At 48.3% G+C, this 18,467-nt stretch carries 19 protein-coding genes; 18 read left to right on the top strand and 1 reads right to left on the bottom strand.

All coding sequences use genetic code 11. The annotated features are described in order from the left end of the window. Window positions 1–107 precede the first annotated feature (107 nt). The 9 genes from EJP77_RS05170 (at window position 108) to EJP77_RS05130 (ending at window position 8,265) form a co-directional block, all read left to right on the top strand. Window positions 108–446, top strand: coding sequence for a YlmC/YmxH family sporulation protein (locus tag EJP77_RS05170; RefSeq protein WP_127198062.1), 339 nt, complete (start codon window positions 108–110; stop codon window positions 444–446). 103 nt (window positions 447–549) lie between these two features. Further along, on the top strand, window positions 550–1,404 hold the full coding sequence (pgeF, locus tag EJP77_RS05165) for a peptidoglycan editing factor PgeF (RefSeq protein ID WP_127198061.1): 855 nt from the start codon (window positions 550–552) through the stop codon (window positions 1,402–1,404). An 8-nt stretch (window positions 1,405–1,412) separates the two neighbouring features. After that, window positions 1,413–2,105, top strand: coding sequence for a YggS family pyridoxal phosphate-dependent enzyme (locus EJP77_RS05160; protein WP_127198060.1), 693 nt, complete (start codon window positions 1,413–1,415; stop codon window positions 2,103–2,105). Beyond that, window positions 2,105–2,554, top strand: a complete 450-nt coding sequence (locus tag EJP77_RS05155; RefSeq protein WP_127198059.1) for a cell division protein SepF — start codon at window positions 2,105–2,107, stop codon at window positions 2,552–2,554. Before EJP77_RS05160 ends, EJP77_RS05155 begins: the two co-directional genes overlap by 1 nt. Before the next feature lie 7 nt (window positions 2,555–2,561). Beyond that, the gene (locus EJP77_RS05150; RefSeq protein WP_281278458.1) at window positions 2,562–2,837 is read left to right on the top strand and encodes a YggT family protein; all 276 of its coding nucleotides are present in this window, start codon (window positions 2,562–2,564) and stop codon (window positions 2,835–2,837) included. Beyond that, window positions 2,837–3,619 (top strand): YlmH family RNA-binding protein, encoded by a 783-nt coding sequence (locus tag EJP77_RS05145; RefSeq protein WP_185897154.1) that lies wholly within the window; start codon window positions 2,837–2,839, stop codon window positions 3,617–3,619. Before EJP77_RS05150 ends, EJP77_RS05145 begins: the two co-directional genes overlap by 1 nt. Before the next feature lie 103 nt (window positions 3,620–3,722). Continuing rightward, on the top strand, window positions 3,723–4,223 hold the full coding sequence (locus EJP77_RS05140; protein WP_127198057.1) for a DivIVA domain-containing protein: 501 nt from the start codon (window positions 3,723–3,725) through the stop codon (window positions 4,221–4,223). 431 nt (window positions 4,224–4,654) lie between these two features. After that, window positions 4,655–7,750 (top strand): isoleucine--tRNA ligase, encoded by a 3,096-nt coding sequence (gene ileS / locus EJP77_RS05135; protein ID WP_127198056.1) that lies wholly within the window; start codon window positions 4,655–4,657, stop codon window positions 7,748–7,750. A gap of 155 nt (window positions 7,751–7,905) precedes the next feature. Next, on the top strand, window positions 7,906–8,265 hold the full coding sequence (locus EJP77_RS05130; RefSeq protein WP_221885996.1) for a DUF5665 domain-containing protein: 360 nt from the start codon (window positions 7,906–7,908) through the stop codon (window positions 8,263–8,265). On the opposite strand, the gene EJP77_RS05125 is transcribed toward EJP77_RS05130, so the two are convergent. After that, the gene (locus tag EJP77_RS05125; protein WP_127198055.1) at window positions 8,252–8,989 is read right to left on the bottom strand and encodes a TraR/DksA C4-type zinc finger protein; all 738 of its coding nucleotides are present in this window, start codon (window positions 8,987–8,989) and stop codon (window positions 8,252–8,254) included. The two genes, EJP77_RS05130 and EJP77_RS05125, sit on opposite strands and share 14 nt — an antisense overlap. 200 nt (window positions 8,990–9,189) lie before the next feature. On the opposite strand from EJP77_RS05125, the gene lspA reads away from it, so the two are divergent. The 9 genes from lspA (at window position 9,190) to EJP77_RS05080 (ending at window position 18,466) form a co-directional block, all read left to right on the top strand. Beyond that, window positions 9,190–9,684 carry a signal peptidase II gene (gene lspA, locus EJP77_RS05120; protein WP_127198054.1) on the top strand — a complete coding sequence of 165 codons (495 nt, stop codon included), beginning with the start codon at window positions 9,190–9,192 and terminating at the stop codon, window positions 9,682–9,684. Next, entirely contained in the window at window positions 9,681–10,598 is a 918-nt protein-coding gene (locus EJP77_RS05115) for an RluA family pseudouridine synthase (RefSeq protein WP_127198053.1), read from the top strand. Before lspA ends, EJP77_RS05115 begins: the two co-directional genes overlap by 4 nt. A gap of 96 nt (window positions 10,599–10,694) precedes the next feature. Then, window positions 10,695–11,345 (top strand): ABC transporter ATP-binding protein, encoded by a 651-nt coding sequence (locus EJP77_RS05110; protein ID WP_246021680.1) that lies wholly within the window; start codon window positions 10,695–10,697, stop codon window positions 11,343–11,345. Next, on the top strand, window positions 11,342–12,148 hold the full coding sequence (locus EJP77_RS05105) for an ABC transporter permease (RefSeq protein ID WP_127198052.1): 807 nt from the start codon (window positions 11,342–11,344) through the stop codon (window positions 12,146–12,148). Before EJP77_RS05110 ends, EJP77_RS05105 begins: the two co-directional genes overlap by 4 nt. An 87-nt stretch (window positions 12,149–12,235) precedes the next feature. Further along, on the top strand, window positions 12,236–13,489 hold the full coding sequence (locus EJP77_RS05100; protein ID WP_127198051.1) for an LL-diaminopimelate aminotransferase: 1,254 nt from the start codon (window positions 12,236–12,238) through the stop codon (window positions 13,487–13,489). Between the two features lie 493 nt (window positions 13,490–13,982). Beyond that, on the top strand, window positions 13,983–14,543 hold the full coding sequence (pyrR, locus tag EJP77_RS05095) for a bifunctional pyr operon transcriptional regulator/uracil phosphoribosyltransferase PyrR (RefSeq protein WP_281278457.1): 561 nt from the start codon (window positions 13,983–13,985) through the stop codon (window positions 14,541–14,543). After that, window positions 14,540–15,454: an aspartate carbamoyltransferase catalytic subunit gene (locus EJP77_RS05090; protein WP_127198050.1), complete on the top strand. Its 915-nt coding sequence runs from the start codon at window positions 14,540–14,542 to the stop codon at window positions 15,452–15,454. Before pyrR ends, EJP77_RS05090 begins: the two co-directional genes overlap by 4 nt. 58 nt (window positions 15,455–15,512) lie before the next feature. After that, the gene (locus EJP77_RS05085; protein WP_127198049.1) at window positions 15,513–16,799 is read left to right on the top strand and encodes a dihydroorotase; all 1,287 of its coding nucleotides are present in this window, start codon (window positions 15,513–15,515) and stop codon (window positions 16,797–16,799) included. 530 nt (window positions 16,800–17,329) lie between these two features. Continuing rightward, a complete protein-coding gene (locus tag EJP77_RS05080) occupies window positions 17,330–18,466 on the top strand; it encodes a carbamoyl phosphate synthase small subunit (RefSeq protein ID WP_127198048.1) in 1,137 nt (378 codons plus the stop codon). Window position 18,467: the final 1 nt, after the last annotated feature.

The following is an 18,467-nucleotide window of genomic DNA, read 5'->3' as shown; positions in this document are numbered from 1 at the left end:
GGCCCGAAAGGGACCGTCTTTTTTTGTGCCTGATCTTATTTTTTGGATACGTGACTCATATATTTAACAGACAAGGGCGTAAGTAATCCCTGACGGTAACTGGATATATGAAGTGTACAAAGGGGGAGAGGTTGCTCGTGAAAATCTCCGATTTCCAGACAAAGGATGTAATCAACGTGGTGGACGGGAAAAGGCTTGGCCAAATTAGTGATCTGGAGCTTGATCTGCGGCAGGGACTGATTGAGGCTATCGTAGTTCCAGGCTACAGTAAATTCATGGGACTGTTCGGAGGCGGGAACGATATGGTCATTCCCTGGAGAAATATTGTAAAGATAGGTTCGGATGTAGTGCTTGTAAAGCTGGATGAGAGCCGGATCCGAACTCAGGACAATGATAATACGATATATATTGAACGTGACAGGCAAGAGGGGCGCCGGAGTATTTAAAGCTGCTGTGGCGGCCCATAAGAACAAATCTGATGGAAACAGGTTAGTAAAGTTCGGAGCATATGGTACACTGTATTCAGGAGTTATTAGGAGGATATGGGATATGGAACCGTTTGTTAGGGTAAATATAAAGGACGGAGAGCCAGAACGTCTGATCATCCGTTCCTGGGAGGATGCTTTTCCAGAGCTGAGTGTCGGTTTTACGGGCAGAGGCGGCGGAGCAGGCGCTTCTCCTTATGAAAGTCTTAATTTAGCATTGCATGTAGAAGACGATCCTGATGTTGTTGTCGAGAATAGAGCAAGGTTAGCGCAAGCTGTTGGATTCTCCTTCGACTCATGGACCTGTGGAGAACAGGTCCATGATACCCGCGTAGGTGTAGTAGGGACTGAACATCGCGGACGCGGGAGGCTGGACAGAACAAGCAGTTTTGAGGATACGGACGGATTGATCACCGATGTACAGGGTGTTCTGCTTACGTCTTTTTATGCGGATTGTGTGCCGCTGTATTTCTTTGACCCCGCACACCATGCTGTGGGCCTCGCTCATGCAGGATGGAAAGGGACCGTTCAGCAGATTGCGCTGCAAATGGTCCAGAAGATGGAGACAGAGTATGGCAGCCGCCGGGATGAACTCCGTGCAGCGATTGGTCCGTCTATAGGGAGCTGCTGTTACGAAGTAGATGACCATGTGATGTCCAAGGTAAGAGACATCGTACCTGCAGAGGCACAGCCGGAGCTGGTAGCAAAGGTAACTTCTGCGTCAGTTAATCCTGGCAAAAGCATGCTGAACTTGAAAGAACTGAATCGAATCATTATGATAAAAGCAGGAATTTTGCCGAGTCATATCGAATGTACATCTTGGTGTACTAGCTGCAATACCGATTTGTTCTTCTCCTATCGCAAGGAGAAGGGAGTAACCGGTCGAATGGCCAGCTGGATCGGCATGAAGGAGAGGTGATCCTTCACTTGAGTTTGAAGGAACGGATTGAACTGGTGAACACACGAATCAGACAAGCCTGTATACGAAGTGGTAGGCAGCCTGAAGAGATTAACATAGTAGCAGTGACGAAATACGTCTCCGCAGAGGCGACGGAGGCGGTGCTTGATCAAGGACTGACACATATCGGCGAGAATCGCCTTCAGGTAGCAGGTCCGAAATGGGAACAGCTTGGAAGCAGAGGCACATGGCATTTCATCGGGCATCTGCAGACAAACAAGGTGAAGGATGTGATCGGGAAGTTCGAGTACATCCATTCCCTGGACCGTCTATCCCTGGCTAGAGAGCTTGAGAAGAAAGCTGCGGCGGAGAACACGTTTATTAAGGCATTTGTTCAGGTTAATATATCTGGAGAGGAGACCAAACATGGCCTTGCTCCAGACGAAGTGCCGGGTTTTCTTGAAGAGATCGGGCAGCTATCTCATCTTAAAGTCATCGGGCTGATGACCATGGCCCCTTTTGAAGGTGATCCGGAAGATACCAGACCTATTTTTAGGGGCCTTAGGGAGCTTAGAGATCAGCTGAATGATAAGTCGTTAACGGACGAGCCCATGATGCATTTGTCGATGGGAATGTCGAATGATTTTGAGGTGGCGGTTGAAGAAGGGGCGACATGGCTTCGCCTCGGAACTCTATTAGTGGGGAAAGAGGAGGAGAATTAATGGGAGTCATGAATAAATTTATGAATTTCTTTGGCCTTCAGGAAGAAGAGGAAGTTGTGGAGCGAGAGAAATTCCAGGAGATGGACGAACCTGAGCTTGAAACTCCGAGCTTCGACGCACGTAGAAACCAAAGGGGAGCCAATGTGGTAAGTATTCATTCCCAGAAGAATGTGAAGCTGATCTTGAATGAGCCTCGTTCCTATGATGAAGCGCAAGAGATTGCAGATCATCTGCGTTCGCACCGCGCGGTGGTAGTCAACTTGCAGCGTGTTCGTAACGATCAGGCTCTGCGTATTATCGATTTTCTGAGTGGTACGGTATATGCTCTGAGCGGTAGTATATCCAAAATTGGCGGAAACATCTTTCTGTGCACCCCGGATACGGTTGAAATTCAGGGCTCTATTACTGAAATTCTAGCCGACGAACAAGAATATAACAGAATGAGGTGACCGGAGTTTGAGCAGCATTGAGACGATTATTTATGCTTTGTATCAAATTTATATGTATATGATTATTATCTACATTCTAATGTCATGGATACCGAATGTCAGGGAGAGCTTTATCGGTGATCTGCTAGGTAAGCTCGTAGAGCCATTTCTTGCTCCTTTCCGCCGGTTCATACCGCCGGTTATGGGTATGATTGATATTTCTCCTATCGTAGCCCTATTCGTGCTTCGGCTTGCCGTTATTGGGCTTGTAAGTGTGGTTCACTACTTGACAGGAAGCAGATAATGAAGATTGACATCTATGAACATTTCCGCCCGGAAGAACGGATGTTTGTTGACCGGGCATGGGAGTGGATTGTTGGAGCCGGCGAATATCACGAAGTGAAGCTAACCGATTTCCTTGACCCTCGTCAATGCTTTATCCTGGAGTCTCTGGCTAGAAGAAATCCTGATGTGAGCGTTAGGCAGGATGGCGGATATGAAGGAGCTGAACGGGTCCGGGCTTTGATCGCCCCAAGCTACAGGGATTTGTCCTATGAACCGATGAAGCTTAAAGTTCTCAACATCTCTTCGCTTGACCAGAAGCTGGACAACCTGGAACATGGAGACTATATGGGAGCCCTGCTGTCTTTGGGACTGAAGCGGGATAAGATTGGAGATATCCATGTTCTTGAGGATGGCTGCAATGTAATCGTAGCTGAAGAGACTGCGGACTATCTTCGTGCTAATCTGCGTCAAGTCCATAGGGTCAATGTCTATACGGAGATCAAGGAACTGAATGAACTTCGTGTAACAAGTCCTAATCTGGATTCCATGGTACTGACCGTGGCTTCCTTGAGATTAGACGGAATTGTAAGTGACGTATACCGGCTTAGCCGAAGCAAGGTCTTGATTCCCATTAAAGCCGGACGCTGCCGGATCAATTGGCGAACGGAAGAAGATCCTTCTAAGAATCTAAAAGAAGGAGATATCGTCTCTCTGCAGGGATTTGGACGGTTCAAAGTACTTGAACTGGACGGCGTGACGAAAAAAGGGAGATTCCGTGTGAAAATCGGGAAATTTGTGTAGAAGACAGCAGGAAATCTGCTTAACCTGTCGAATTGGAATACAGTGAATAGAGCGACAACCTGATCTTCTGCCTTGTTGTTCAAATTTTTAGGAGGTGCGCAGCATGCCATTAACGCCGCTGGATATACATAATAAGGAGTTCTCTAGGCGTCTTCGCGGTTACGACGAAGACGAAGTGAATGAATTTCTCGATCAGATCATTAAGGATTACGAGAGTGTCATTCGGGAGAACAAGGATCTTCAGAACCAGCTGCTGACGGTGCAGGAGAAGCTTGACCATTTTGCTACGATCGAAGAATCGCTGAGCAAGACGATCATCGTTGCCCAAGAAGCGGCTGACGAGGTTAGGAACAATGCGAAGAAGGAAGCTCAGCTTATTATAAAAGAAGCAGAGAAGAATGCGGATCGCATCATCAATGAATCCTTGAGCAAATCCCGCAAGGTTGCCCTTGAAGTTGAAGAGCTTAAGAAACAGGCATCCGTGTACCGTGCCCGCTTCCGGGTACTGGTGGAAGCTCAGCTTGAACTTTTAAGTCAAGATGGCTGGGAATCTCTTGAAGAGGATAACAAGCGCGGCGAGCGTGAAGTGCGCGAGATTTACTAGGCCTTCTCCTGGTTGACATTATGACCTAAAACAGGTATAAATAAGAACATATCATTTTAACCGCATAGCGATTTTTTGATGATGGGAACCAGTACGCTGAACCCTTGATCCCCCAGAGAGTTGGCATCCTGCTGAAAGCCGACGTTCAAGAGACAGACGGAATATCCTCCCGGAGAAGTTAAGCCTAAATTTTCAGAGATGCATTCTAAGGAGTGTGATCTGGAGACGTTAAGCTTCACCGGCTGCCGGCCGTTATATCGGCCCCATATGAAGTGTATGGGACTAAGTTGTCAATCTTTCATCTGCCTTGGCAGAAGGTAAGATTGGAACAAGGGTGGTAACGCGAGCATAAGCCTCGTCCCTTTAGGGACGGGCTTTTTTTGTTGTTTTTAGACCATGACTTTATGTTGGAGAAAGGAAGGCTGTATAGAATGCAAAAGGTGGATGTGAAAGAAAAAGCCCGTGCACGGGATAAACGGATTTTGGCCAAATGGAATAGTGAGGATACGTTCCGCAAAAGTATCGAGAATCGTGCTGGAAGACCGAACTATGTGTTCTACGAGGGACCTCCGACGGCGAATGGACGACCGCATATTGGTCATGTGCTTGGCCGTGTAATCAAGGACTTTATTGGTCGTTACCAGACCATGAATGGTTACCGCGTTGTCCGCAAAGCAGGCTGGGATACCCATGGTCTGCCGGTAGAGCTCGGTGTGGAGAAGCAGCTAGGCATTTCCGGCAAGCAGGAAATCGAGAATTACGGGGTCGAAGAATTCATTAAGAAATGTAAGGATAGTGTCTTTGAATATGAGAAGCAGTGGAGAGAGCTGACCGAAGCGATCGGCTACTGGACTGATCTTGATGATCCTTATATTACGCTTAAGAACAGCTATATTGAGAGTGTGTGGAACATTTTGTCCACCATTCACAAGAAGGGGCTTCTGTATCGTGGTCATCGCGTAAGTCCTTACTGCCCTTGCTGCCAGACTACTCTAAGTTCACATGAAGTGGCACAAGGGTATGAAGATGTGAAGGATCTGAGTGCAACAGCGAAGTTCAAACTTGCTGATAGCGAGGAATATATTCTTGCATGGACAACGACACCATGGACACTGCCAGCGAATACAGCGCTTGCCGTGAATCCGGCCATCACTTATGCGCGCGTTAAGCAGGGTGCCGAAGTATTTATCCTGGCTGAAAGTCTGGCCAAGGAGGTACTTAAGGGCGATTATGAAGTTCTGTCCACCCTTAAAGGTGCGGAACTGGTCGGCAAGAGCTATAAAGCTCCATTTGACTACATTCACCCTAAGAATGGTCTTGTGGTAGTAGGTGCTGAATTTGTTACGGACTCCAGCGGTACAGGGATCGTTCATATGGCCCCAGCTCATGGTGAGGACGACTACAGAACCTGCCGTGAGAATGATATCGAATTCATAAGTGTTGTTAACCTTCAAGGCAAATATACGGATGCGGTAACTGATTTTGCTGGACGCTTCGTGAAGGATTGTGATCTTGATATCGTCAAAACATTGTCCGAGCGCGGACTGCTGTACAGCAAAGAGAAGTATGAGCACAGCTATCCATTCTGCTGGCGCTGCAAATCACCGCTTCTATACTATGCTATGGACAGCTGGTTCATCAAAACTACAGCTGTGAAGGACCAGCTGATTGCCAACAATAATAGTGTGGACTGGTATCCAGGACACGTTCGTGAAGGGCGTTTTGGTAAGTTCCTGGAGGACTTGGTAGACTGGAATATCAGCCGGAACCGTTACTGGGGGACACCACTCAATGTATGGGTCTGCGACAAAACTGGCAAGGAGTTCGCGCCTGCAAGTATTGCTGAGCTGAGAGAGCATGCGATCGGCGAAGTGCCCGAAGATATTGAGCTTCACAAGCCTTATGTGGATGAGATTAAGCTTAAATCTCCTTTCCATGAAGAGGGTGTCATGACCCGTACTTCGGAAGTTATCGATGTATGGTTCGACAGTGGGTCTATGCCTTTTGCCCAGCAGCATTATCCATTTGAGAATGAGAAGGAATTCAATGAGCAGTATCCAGCTGATATGATCTGTGAAGGGATTGACCAGACGCGCGGCTGGTTCTATAGTCTGCTTGCCGTCTCTACTCTTTTCACAGGCAAGGCGCCTTATAAAGCTGTCATTGCAACTGGTCATATTCTTGATGAGAACGGTCAGAAAATGTCCAAATCCAAAGGAAACGTAATCGATCCTTGGGATATCATTGAAGAGTACGGCACGGATGCTTTCCGCTGGGCGCTTCTCTCTGACAGTGCTCCATGGAACAGCAAACGTTTCTCCAAAGGTATCGTAGCTGAAGCCAAATCCAAAGTTGTAGACACGCTGGTTAATACCCATGCATTTCTTACTTTGTATGCGAATATTGACGGTTACAAGCCAGAAGAGCATGCTTACCGTCCATCTGAGAGCAAGCTGGACCGCTGGGTGCTGTCCCGCCTGAACAGTCTGATTCTGACTGTGGATAAGGGCCTATCGGTGAACGACTTCCTTAATCCGGCCAAAGCGATCGAACAGTTCGTTGACGAGCTGAGTAACTGGTATATCCGCCGTTCCCGCGACCGCTTCTGGGGCAGCGGACTAAGTGAAGATAAGCTGTCTGCTTATCAGACACTTACGAGCGTTCTGATTACTCTCGCCAAGCTGACTGCGCCGTACACTCCGCTTCTGGCAGAAGATATCTACAGCAATTTAGATGGAGAGCTGGACAGTGTTCATTTTGCAGACTATCCGAAAGCAGATGAGACTCTGATCGATAAGGATCTTGAGCAGGACATGGAGACGGCCCGTCAAATTGTGGAGCTTGCCCGCAATGTTCGGAATGAGACAGGGATTAAGACCCGTCAGCCGCTATCCGAGCTGATTATCTCCATTGACCGCAGCTTTACTGTTGCAGATTATGAAGAGATCATCAAGGATGAGATTAATATCAAACGCATCGAAGTAGAACAAAGCGACAGTGGGTTTGTTGATTTCACGCTGAAGATGAACCTTAAGGTGGCTGGGAAGAAATATGGCAAAAATATCGGCTTCCTTCAGGGCTACCTGAAAGGTCTCGCAGCTGACGAAACCCGCCGGATCGTTAACAGCGGTGTGCTTCATATCACCTCCCCAGAAGGTGAGGAGCTTGAGATTACTGCAGAAGAACTGCTGGTTGAAAAGCAGGCGAAGCCTGGGTTTGCTTCAGCGTCTGGTTACGGAATTACAGTCGCGTTGAATACGGAAATCACGCCTGCCCTTGAACAAGAGGGGCTAGTTCGTGAAGTGGTTCGTGCGGTTCAGGATACACGGAAGAAGCTGGACCTGCCGATTGAGAAAAGAGTTCATCTTACGCTTGAGGTGGATGATGAGCTTAAGGCAGCAATTACGGCTTTCGATCATGTGCTTCGTGAGAATGTACTTGTCACGGACGTATCTTTTGGTGATAAGGAAGGATCCGAGAAAGTTGATCTGGGTACCAAGCAGATCAAGATTCATATTGCCGAATAATTACACAGCATGGTTCCCTAATTTAGGGCCATACTAAATAGCAAAAATAACTAACGAGCTTTAGCCAGAATTTCCTCTAGGGGAAATCTGGCGGGCTCGTTTGTATTTTGAATGAAGAAGCTTAAAGGCCACCCAGGGAAGGATGGACAGCTCAAATGATACACCGCAAGACGGCGAATTCAACTAAAGCAACTGAAGAACCCACGCTGGATGGGACGCTTGAGGAGAAGATGGGAACTGTATATAAAGTGACTCTCCATTGGTCACACGAACTTGAGAAGTCACGAATTTTGGAGTATACCCAGCTTATGGTCAGACCCTGGAAGTTGATCTGGTTGAACTTAATATTCGGAGCCTCCCGCGGAGTGGGAATTGCGATAGGCTTTACTTTTTTTGCGGCAACCATTATTTATTTCCTTCAAGTTCTAGGGGCACTCAATTTGCCGATTGTCGGGGATTACATTGCCGATATTGTCCGTATTGTTCAGCGTCAGCTGGAGCTTAATACTCGTTAGAGCCGGTGCCCAGTGAATCTTCGGATTCCAGATGTTTGGTGCTGCTCATATGCTTGCGGTACTGCCCATTCCGGTAAAAGAACACTTCGGTACCCGTGATGTCCGTGGCGACAAAGCTCTCATAGGGCTCAACGAATCCGTCTAGCTCACTGCCGGCCTCAATCTCCATATCGTTGTAATCGTCGATTTCGTTGTCTTCCGCCATAGCCGGTGAATTGGAGGTGCCATAGCTTTCGAGAATCTGCCAAGCATCCTCGCCATCGAAGCCATTCTGATCATCGTGTTCGTCCATACTGGTACGCCCGAATGGAGGATACAGGAATTCTTCTTCAATCGGACGCTTGCTGGAGACTTCTCTTTGCGGTGTGTGTTCCTTGCAGTAAGTGGTCTCAGGGATGGCGCTGAGCCGATCATAACTAATGGGCTGGCCGCAGGTGATGCACACCCCATAGCTGCCTTCCTTCATACGCTGCAAAGCATCATCAATCCGGTCCAAATGAAGCTCGTCATGCTCGGCCAAGGCTAAATCCTTGCCTCGTTCAAACATTTCAGTACCGAGGTCTGCCGGATGATTGTCATTGGTGGATAATTCACTGATATTCTCGCGCGTAGTGGCGGCCATGCCATAATGCTCATTGTAGGCCAGGCGGCCCGCAATATCCTCACGCTGTTCCTGCAGTGTTTGTTGGAGTGTGGTAAGCTGCTGTTTGCTTAGATGAGACATAAGGGAGCTCCTTTCCAAGTGTACAGATTGTAAAAGTTCTTACCTCTAGGTTGTGCAAAGGGGGTTGGTTTTAGAGGAGGTAAATACTATCGCACATGGACGTTATCTTTCCTGCTGTGCTACAATATACAAGGCTAAATTGTGGTTAATTCTGCCGGATTGCACGGTGGTTGATATCAAAAGACGAGGTGACAATTTCAGTGATCTATTACTTAATCGCATTCATTGTATTTCTGATTGACCAAGGAACCAAATATATTGTGGCTACAAAAATGCAGCTGCACGAGCAAATCCCTGTCATCGGAGATTTTTTCGGACTTTTGTCACATCGAAACACTGGAGCGGCATTCGGAATACTAGAGAACCAGCGTTGGTTCTTTATAGTCATTACAGTGATTGTAGTCTTGGCCATCGTATGGTATCTGCAAAGAATCAAGAACGGTAATAATAAGCTGCTTCCGACTGCGTTGGCGCTGGTGCTTGGCGGTGCAATTGGAAATTTCCTGGATCGTGCGTTAACCGGCGAGGTTGTGGACTTCCTGATGCTTAATTTCGGAAGCTATACGTTCCCGATTTTTAATATCGCAGATTCATGTATCGTTGTAGGTGTTGGGCTAATTGTTCTGGACTCGTTCCTGGATATGGGCAGAGAGAAGAAAAAACAGGCAGAGGCAGGGAGCGAACAGACTTCATGAATGAAACTCTTGAATGGACGGTCACAGCCGACACGGTTAAAGAGCGTATAGATAAATATGTGAAAGAATGTCTAACAGAAGATTATTCCCGCAGTCAGATCCAATTGTGGATTGAAGAGGGGCATGTCACGGTTAACGGGAACCCGGTCAAGTCGAATTACAAGCTTGCCGAAGGTGACCTGGTTAGTGTGACGATCCCGGAACCGAGTTCCGTGGAAATTGTGCCTGAGAATATTCCCCTTGATGTGTATTACGAAGATTCAGACATGATTGTAGTTAACAAGCAGAGAGGTATGGTTGTCCATCCCGCACCGGGTCATTCCTCGGGAACCTTGGTCAACGCTTTAATGTATCACTGCAAGGATCTTTCAGGCATCAATGGTGAGCTGCGACCGGGAATTGTGCACCGAATCGACAAGGATACGTCTGGTCTGCTAATGGCGGCCAAGAACGATAAGGCGCATGCTTCACTGGCGGCCCAGCTGAAGGATCATTCGGTGACACGTAAATACTACGCACTTGTGCACGGAAATGTGACCCATGATCAGGGAACAATAGATGCTCCGATCGGCCGGGATACCTATGACCGCAAAATGTTCACGGTAACCGAGAGGAACAGCAAGACGGCAGTCACTCATTTCCATGTAGCGGAGAGATTTGGGGATTACACCTTACTTGAGCTCAAGCTGGAGACCGGCCGGACCCATCAAATCCGGGTACATATGAAGTTCATTGAGCATCCGCTGGTGGGAGATCCGTTATACGGCAGAAGCAAAGGGATCAAGATGAATGGACAGGCTCTTCACGCTGCTGTACTTGGATTTATCCATCCTTCTACAGGTGAATACCTCGAGTTCTCGGCTCCGATTCCAGAGGATATGGAGGATCTCCTGATCTCACTTCGGAATCGCTAACTCATCAATAAGACATTTCTAGAAGCAGACCACTTGCACAGGTAAGAAGCAGTGTTTTGATCCAGGGTGTCTTTTTTGAATGGAGGAGACGTGAAAATGGCCTTGTTTGAGCTCCGAAAAGTTAGATATCGGGAAGTGCTTCATGTACATGAGCTTAATATTGAAGCGCACAAAGTTACCTGTATATTGGGAGAAAGCGGCAGCGGGAAGACAACTCTGCTTCAGCTATTGAATGAGATGATTACTCCTGATGATGGGACCATTCTGTATAGGGGACGGAGTATCGCCCATATGGATCCCGTCCTGCTTCGTAGAGAGTGTGTGATGGTCCCGCAAAGTCCGGTGATCTTCTCGGGATCAATCCGGGATAATCTTGGTATGGGTCTGAAGATGTCTGCGAGAGCGCCAGCGACAGACGATGAAATGCGAGAGTCACTCCGGGCTGTCTGCCTGTCTAAAGAGCTGGAGGAAGCCGCAGACCGGCTGTCCGGCGGGGAGAAGCAGCGCCTGTGTTTGGCGAGAGCTCTTCTTATGTCACCTGGGGTTCTGCTTCTGGATGAGCCGACTGCGGCATTAGATGAAGCAACCTCCTTGGAGGTATTGACTTCTATAACCGGAAGAGCTCGGGCCGAGGGAATTTCTCTCATTATTGTTACTCACTCTCGTTCAGCAGCCGATCTTATTGGAGAAAATATCATCTATGTTCATCAAGGTAAAATCGTCTCTCGGGAGGTGGTCTCATCTTGAATGGGGTTCTCCAACTGGAATGGTACAGGCTTGCTGCCGCTTATGTGTTCGTAATTATTCTTATCATCATGGTTCGTATTAAAAAGATTCCCAGGGAACGGGAAGTTCTGCTGTCTACGGTTAGAATGACCCTTCAGCTTATAATTGTAGGTTATGTTCTGCAATACCTGTTTACACAAGCGAACGCTTGGATGACCGGACTGATTGTTCTGCTGATGCTTGCCTTTGCGATCTATACATTATTCAAAAGATCCAAGCATCCACTGAACCGCCAGTTGAAGAAATTGATTGCCATTTCGATGACTTCTGGCATTTTAGCAAGCCTGCTGTTCTTCTTACTGGTTGTCATTCATAAGACCCCATGGTATGAGCCTAGTTATGTGATCCCGGTTGCGGGTATGCTGATCGGGAATTCAATGACAGGGATTGCGCTGGGCGTTAATACACTGGCTCAGGGGATGAGCTCTCGTAGAAGCTGGATAGAAGGGTCGCTCATGCTTGGAGCCGCTCCAAAAGAAGCTTGCAGAGAGATTATCAATCAGGCATTTGATGCTGCCCTGCTGCCGACGATTAACTCTATGGTAGGTATGGGAATTGTATTTCTCCCCGGGATGATGACTGGACAAATTCTTGGGGGAGCATCCCCAATTGTAGCGGTGGAGTATCAGATCGCGATTATGCTGGGCATCCTGGGTAGTGTTTCTTTATCCGTTATGGTATTTGTGCAGTTTGCTTACAAGGCTTATTTCAACGACCGTCAGCAGTTAGTTCTAGTGGAAGAGCCGCGGCAGATGGTCAAATAGTACAAACGATCTGACGGATAATCCATTGTGAAAAGGCGTCGATTCCAGCATATTAGACATTAGATTTATTTAAGGAGATGGACTGGCATGAGTATTGAACAATACCAACAAACTTATATTCAGAACAATTTTGCTGACCGCATCGGCGGCGCTAATTACGGGAAAGATACCGCAATCTATAAATTCGAGAAAATCAAACGTGCAAAAGCTGCAGCCAAGAAGGATTTCCCGGATGTTGAACTTATTGATATGGGTGTCGGAGAACCTGATGAAATGGCGGATGCAGGCATTGTGGCTAAGCTTGCTGAAGAAGCTGCCAAACCTGAGAACCGTGGCTATGCCGATAACGGAATCGTAGAATTCAAAGAGGCTGCAGCGAAGTATCTGAAAGAAGTATTCAGCGTGGAAGGGATCGATCCGGTTACGGAAATCGTTCACTCCATTGGCTCTAAGCCAGCCTTGGCTATGCTTCCTTCCTGCTTCATTAATCCTGGTGACGTTACGATCATGACTGTTCCAGGATACCCAGTTCTCGGAACGCATACGAAATATTTGGGCGGAGAAGTGTACAACGTACAGCTTACCGCAGAGAATAACTTCCTTCCTGATCTATCTTCGATTCCCGAAGAGATCTGCGCACGTGCGAAGCTTCTCTACCTGAACTACCCGAACAATCCTACGGGTGCCAGCGCTACCAAGGAATTCTTCGCCGAAGTAGTTGCTTGGGCTAAGAAGCATAACATTGTAGTTGTGCATGATGCTCCTTACGCAGCGTTAACCTATGATGGCCTCAAGCCGCTTAGCTTCTTGTCTGTTCCGGGTGCCAAGGATGTAGGGGTTGAACTTCACTCCCTGTCCAAGTCTTACAACATGACCGGATGGAGAATTGGATTCGTTGCGGGCAACCCGCTTGTAGTCAAAGCATTCAGTGATGTGAAGGACAATAATGATTCAGGTCAATTCATTGCCATTCAGAAGGCTGCGGCATATGGACTTGCTAATCCTCAAATCACCGAGAAGATTGCGGACAAATATTCCCGTCGTCATGACATGCTTGTAGAAGCACTCAATGAGCTTGGCTTCAAAGCTAAGAAACCAAAAGGTTCATTCTTCCTCTATGTGGCTGCGCCTAAAGGTGTAGTGGGGGGTCCGAGCTTTGACAGCGGTGAAGCCTTCTCGCAGTACCTGATTCGTGAGAAGCTGATCTCTACTGTGCCTTGGGATGATGCAGGTTCCTTCGTTCGTTTCTCTGTTACCTTTATCGCTAAAGGTGAAGAAGATGAGAAGCGTGTCATTTCCGAGATCAAACGTCGTCTTGGTGACGTCAAGTTTGAATTTTAATTGAATATATACTCAGAAGCTGCCTTGCGTTAAGCGGGCAGCTTTTTTTTTCTTGTAGCGATGTCGCTGTATTTGGGGAGGGATTAGCAATTAAGGATGTATATTAGCTATGGATATTTATACATTAATGTTGTATAATTATTTAAGTTAGATCATCCGCTGTTCTAATGTCTGCATTTATGCGATTCAGGAATATGACAGTAATCGACAATATCTTAGTCTGCCCGTCTTGACAGGTTCCCGGTGTTCTGTCATAATTCATGTAAATCAATAGCACCTTTAAATCAGTCCCGTGAGGCTGGCAAGGTAACGTGAATGAGGTTCATTCGGAGTGGTTCCACACCGCGCGCTGCGCAGGTGCCCATTTCGTCTAGCCTATGACAGTCATAGTCTAATCTGTGACTCGAGAACTCCTTGCCTGGAACCTGGGCAAGGAGTTTTTTTTGCAGCTCTTCACGGAACCTGATGAACTTATCATTGGGAGGCGTACACTGTGAGCATTGGAGATCAGCATGTCATTATGGACGAAACGGCAATAAGACGGGCGCTGACTAGAATTGCACATGAAATTTTAGAGAAGAACAAAGGCATTGAGGGCTGTGTCCTGGTTGGGATTCGAACCCGCGGGGTATTTCTGGCCAAGCGAATTGCCGAAAGACTTGAAGAGATTGAAGGAACCAAGGTGCCTTGGGGTGAGATCGATGTAACCTCCTACCGGGATGACCGGTCTGCTGCAAGCGCGAAAGAGCCTTTGGGTCAACCGCTTGGTGATCAGACGATCCAGGGCAAAAAAGTGATCCTTTGTGATGATGTTCTTTATACAGGCAGAACGATACGGGCGGCCATGGACGCATTGATGGATTGCGGCAGACCGGAATCGATTCAGCTGGCAGTACTGGCTGACCGGGGTCACCGGGAACTTCCTATAAGAGCTGATTATATCGGCAAGAATGTGCCCACCTCCAAGGCAGAGGAAATTGAAGTGCTCCTTCAGGAGTTTGACGGCGTGGATCAGGTGAGAATCATACAGCAGCGGGAGGGCAACAGATCATGACCATTTCAATGTCAGCAGTGAAGGAGCGAAGTCTGCTTGGTCTTAAGGAGATCAGCCGGGAAGAGATTTCTTCCATACTAGATCGAGCAGCTTATTGGGAGAGCCAGAAAGAGAAGATGAGCCCGGTTCTGAAAAATCGTTTTGTAGCAAATATGTTTTTTGAGAACAGTACGCGCACTCGTTTCTCTTTTGAAATGGCGCAGAAGCGTCTGGGTGCACAAGTTCTGAATTTCGCAGCGGCAGCCTCCAGTGTGGAGAAAGGTGAGTCCATCTATGATACGGTTCGCACCTTGGAATCCATGGGTATCGATGCCGGAGTCATTCGCCTTAAGCCAATCGGGCTGCTCGCCGAGCTGGCGGAGAAAGTATCGGTTCCCCTGGTGAATGCAGGGGATGGCAATAATGAGCATCCAACGCAGGCGCTGCTGGATCTGTATACGATGAAGCAGCAGTTCGGGGAACTGAAGGGACTTCGGGTCTCTATCATTGGAGACATCCTGCACAGCCGGGTAGCGAGATCAAATCTGTGGGCGCTTAAGAAGTTTGGGGCACACGTCAAATTCTGTGCACCGCCGAGTATGCAGGCCCCAGAACTTGCTGAACATGCACCCTATGTATCTATAGAAGAGGCCTTAAAGGCTGATGTAGTCATGATGCTTCGGGTTCAACTGGAGAGACATGCTGTGGGCGTGCTGAAGTCAGCTGAACAGTATCGTCTGCATTACGGTCTTACCGAAGAGCGGGCTGCACAACTTGAGCCAGGTGCGATCATTATGCACCCAGCCCCAGTTAATCGAAATGTAGAGATCGATGACAGCCTGGTAGAAAGCGATAAATCGCGAATTTTTACTCAAATGTCAAATGGGGTTCCAATACGAATGGCGGTTATGGAACGCGCCATGAAATTGTAACGGCGAATGCCCATTCAGGATATGATATCAGCAGGGGAATAAGGGAGCGGAGGTAATCATGAAGCTAATTATCAAAAATGCCAATATTCTTGGTGCAGAAGGCGAGCTTGAACTTAAAACGATTGTTGTTGGGGATGGAGTAATCGAAAGTATTTCCAACCCTGGCGTTAATGATGCACTTGAAGGCGCAGATACAAAGGTAATCGACGCTGGGGGAAAGCTTGTAGCTCCAGGATTTATCGATATGCACGTTCATTTGCGTGAGCCTGGCTTTGAATATAAAGAGACCATCGAGACAGGAGCGCGTTCGGCAGCAAAGGGCGGGTTCACTACGATTGCATGTATGCCGAATACACGTCCGGTCACTGACAATCCCGATACGGTGAAGCTGGTGCTGGACCGAGCTAAGGAAGCCGACCTGGTGAATGTGCTCCCGTATGCGGCAATTACCAAGAGTGAGCTGGGACGTGAGCTTACTGACTTCGTCGCTCTCAAAGAATCGGGCGCCATCGGATTTACGGATGACGGCGTAGGCGTACAAAGTGCACAAATGATGAAGGATGCCATGAAATGGGCTGCTGAACTGGGCATGCCGGTCATTGCTCACTGCGAAGATAACACGCTGGTTGAAGGTGCTCCGGTTGCAGAAGGCGAATTCGCCAAGAAGCATGGACTTAAAGGGATTCCGAACGAGTCTGAAGCAATTCATGTCGGTCGGGACATTCTGCTAGCTGAGGCTACAGGTGTTCATTACCATGTCTGCCATGTCAGCACAGAGCAGTCCATCCGGTTGATTCGCCAGGCGAAGGAGATCGGTATCAAGGTGACCTCAGAGGTATGTCCGCATCACCTGATCCTTTCAGAAGAAGATATTCCTGGGCTTGACGCGAACTGGAAAATGAACCCGCCGCTTCGTTCACGCCGCGATGTGGAGGCCTGCATTCAGGCCGTTGAGGATGGCACAATAGATATCATTGTGACTGACCACGCCCCGCATAGTGAAGAGGAGAAAGCCAAGGGCATGCAGCTTGCACCTTTTGGTATTGTGGGATTTGAAACAGCCTTCCCGCTGCTCTATACGAAATTTGTGGCCACTGGTAAATGGACGCTGGCGAAGCTAATCCAGCGGATGACCTCAGATCCGGCCCGTGTCTTCGGCCTCAAGGCTGGTAAGCTTGAACCGGGTGCGCCTGCCGATCTGACCATCGTGGATCTGGAAGCCGAGAGAGCCGTAGATCCATCGACTTTCGCGTCGAAGGGACGTAACACACCTTTCACGGATTGGAAGCTTCAGGGCTGGCCAGTTGCAACGATCGTAAGCGGCAAAGTAGTCTGGTCCGAATAGGCCAAAAGCGAATCCCGCAGGGAGAGCCGCTCCAAGCAGACCAGAGATTAAGAACACAAAAGCAACTCCCCGGGCTCTGCACAAACCAAGAGCGAATCCCGCAGGGAGAGCGCTCCAAGCAGACCAGAGCTCAAGAACACCAAAGCAACTCTCAGGGCTCTGCACAAACCAAGAGCGTGTCCCGCAGGGAGAGCGCTCCAAGCAGACCAGAGCTCAAGAACACAAAAGCAACTCTCAGGGCTCTGCACAAACCAAGAGCGTGTCCCGCAGGGACGACAAGCGGCTCTATGCAGAACAGTCCAGAGAGTAAAATATAGCAGCACTACGCACCAATGCTTTTCAGCAGCTATGGAGCACCGCAGTCAAGCGGGTCCCGAATGGGACGGCAAGCGCTCCTGGCACAAACGTAACCAAGTACAGCACAAATAAATCCTTCGCCAAACTTTCGGGTGTCCAGAGGGCAAAGCCCTTGGGGCCCTCCCTTCTAGGGAGGGTTTGGGAGGGTCAAAACTAGAGGAGATGATATCGCAATGCAGGCAAGATTATTGCTCGAAGACGGTACATTATTTACAGGTAAATCATTCGGAGCTGATGTTGAGAAGACAGGTGAGGTTGTTTTTAACACAGGAATCACGGGTTACCAGGAAGTCCTGTCTGACCCATCCTACTGTGGACAAATCGTAACCATGACCTATCCGCTAATTGGTAACTACGGGATTACCCGGGATGACTTTGAATCTGTAGCTCCATCCATTCATGGATTCGTGGTACGCCGTTACGAACCGGTACCGAGTAACTGGCGTGCGCAGAATAGCATTGGCGATCTGCTCAAGGAGTATGGGATTCCTGGGATCAGCGATATCGATACCCGTATGCTAACCCGGATCATCCGCCATCACGGAACCATGAAGGGTGTACTTACGACTACCTCCAAATCGATTGAAGAACTGCAAGAAATGATTAAGGCAACCAGCATCAATGAACTAAGAAACCAAGTGGCCCGTACGTCTACTAATCATATCTACAGCAGCCCAGGTGAGAAGGAGCGCATTGTACTCGTTGACTTCGGTGCCAAGAGCGGAATTCTCCGTGAGCTTACCAAGCGCGGTTGTGACGTTGTCGTAGTTCCTCACGATACAACGGCTGAAGAGATCCGCCAGCTGCATCCAGATGGAATTCAACTGTCCAACGGCCCTGGGGACCCTAAAGACGTTCCTTATGCTGTCAAAATGGTATCCGAGCTGCTGGGTGAATACCCGATCTTCGGCATCTGCCTGGGACACCAGCTGTTCGCACTTGCCTGCGGAGCCGATACAGAAAGCCTGAAGTTTGGTCACCGCGGCGGAAACCATCCGGTTAAAGAGCTTGAGTCCGGACGCTGCTATATTACTTCCCAGAACCATGGTTACACGGTAACGGAATCTTCAATTGCCGGTACTCCGCTTGAAGTAACACATATTAACAATAACGATAAGACCATTGAAGGTCTGAAACATACGAAATACCCTGCATTCTCCGTGCAGTACCACCCGGAGGCCGCGCCAGGACCTTATGACAACAGCTATTTGTTCGATCGCTTCCTGGAAATGATCCGTACACACAAAGAACAGAACCCAACTAAACCGCGTCAGGCGCTAATTATGGCTGCAGCGAAAGGAGCGCGTTAAG

The sequence above is a fragment of the Paenibacillus zeisoli genome (assembly GCF_003994465.1).
Lineage (GTDB): Bacteria > Bacillota > Bacilli > Paenibacillales > Paenibacillaceae > Fontibacillus > Fontibacillus zeisoli.
Note: the sequence above shows the minus strand (reverse complement) of the source record. Positions and strands in the feature narration are given on the sequence as shown.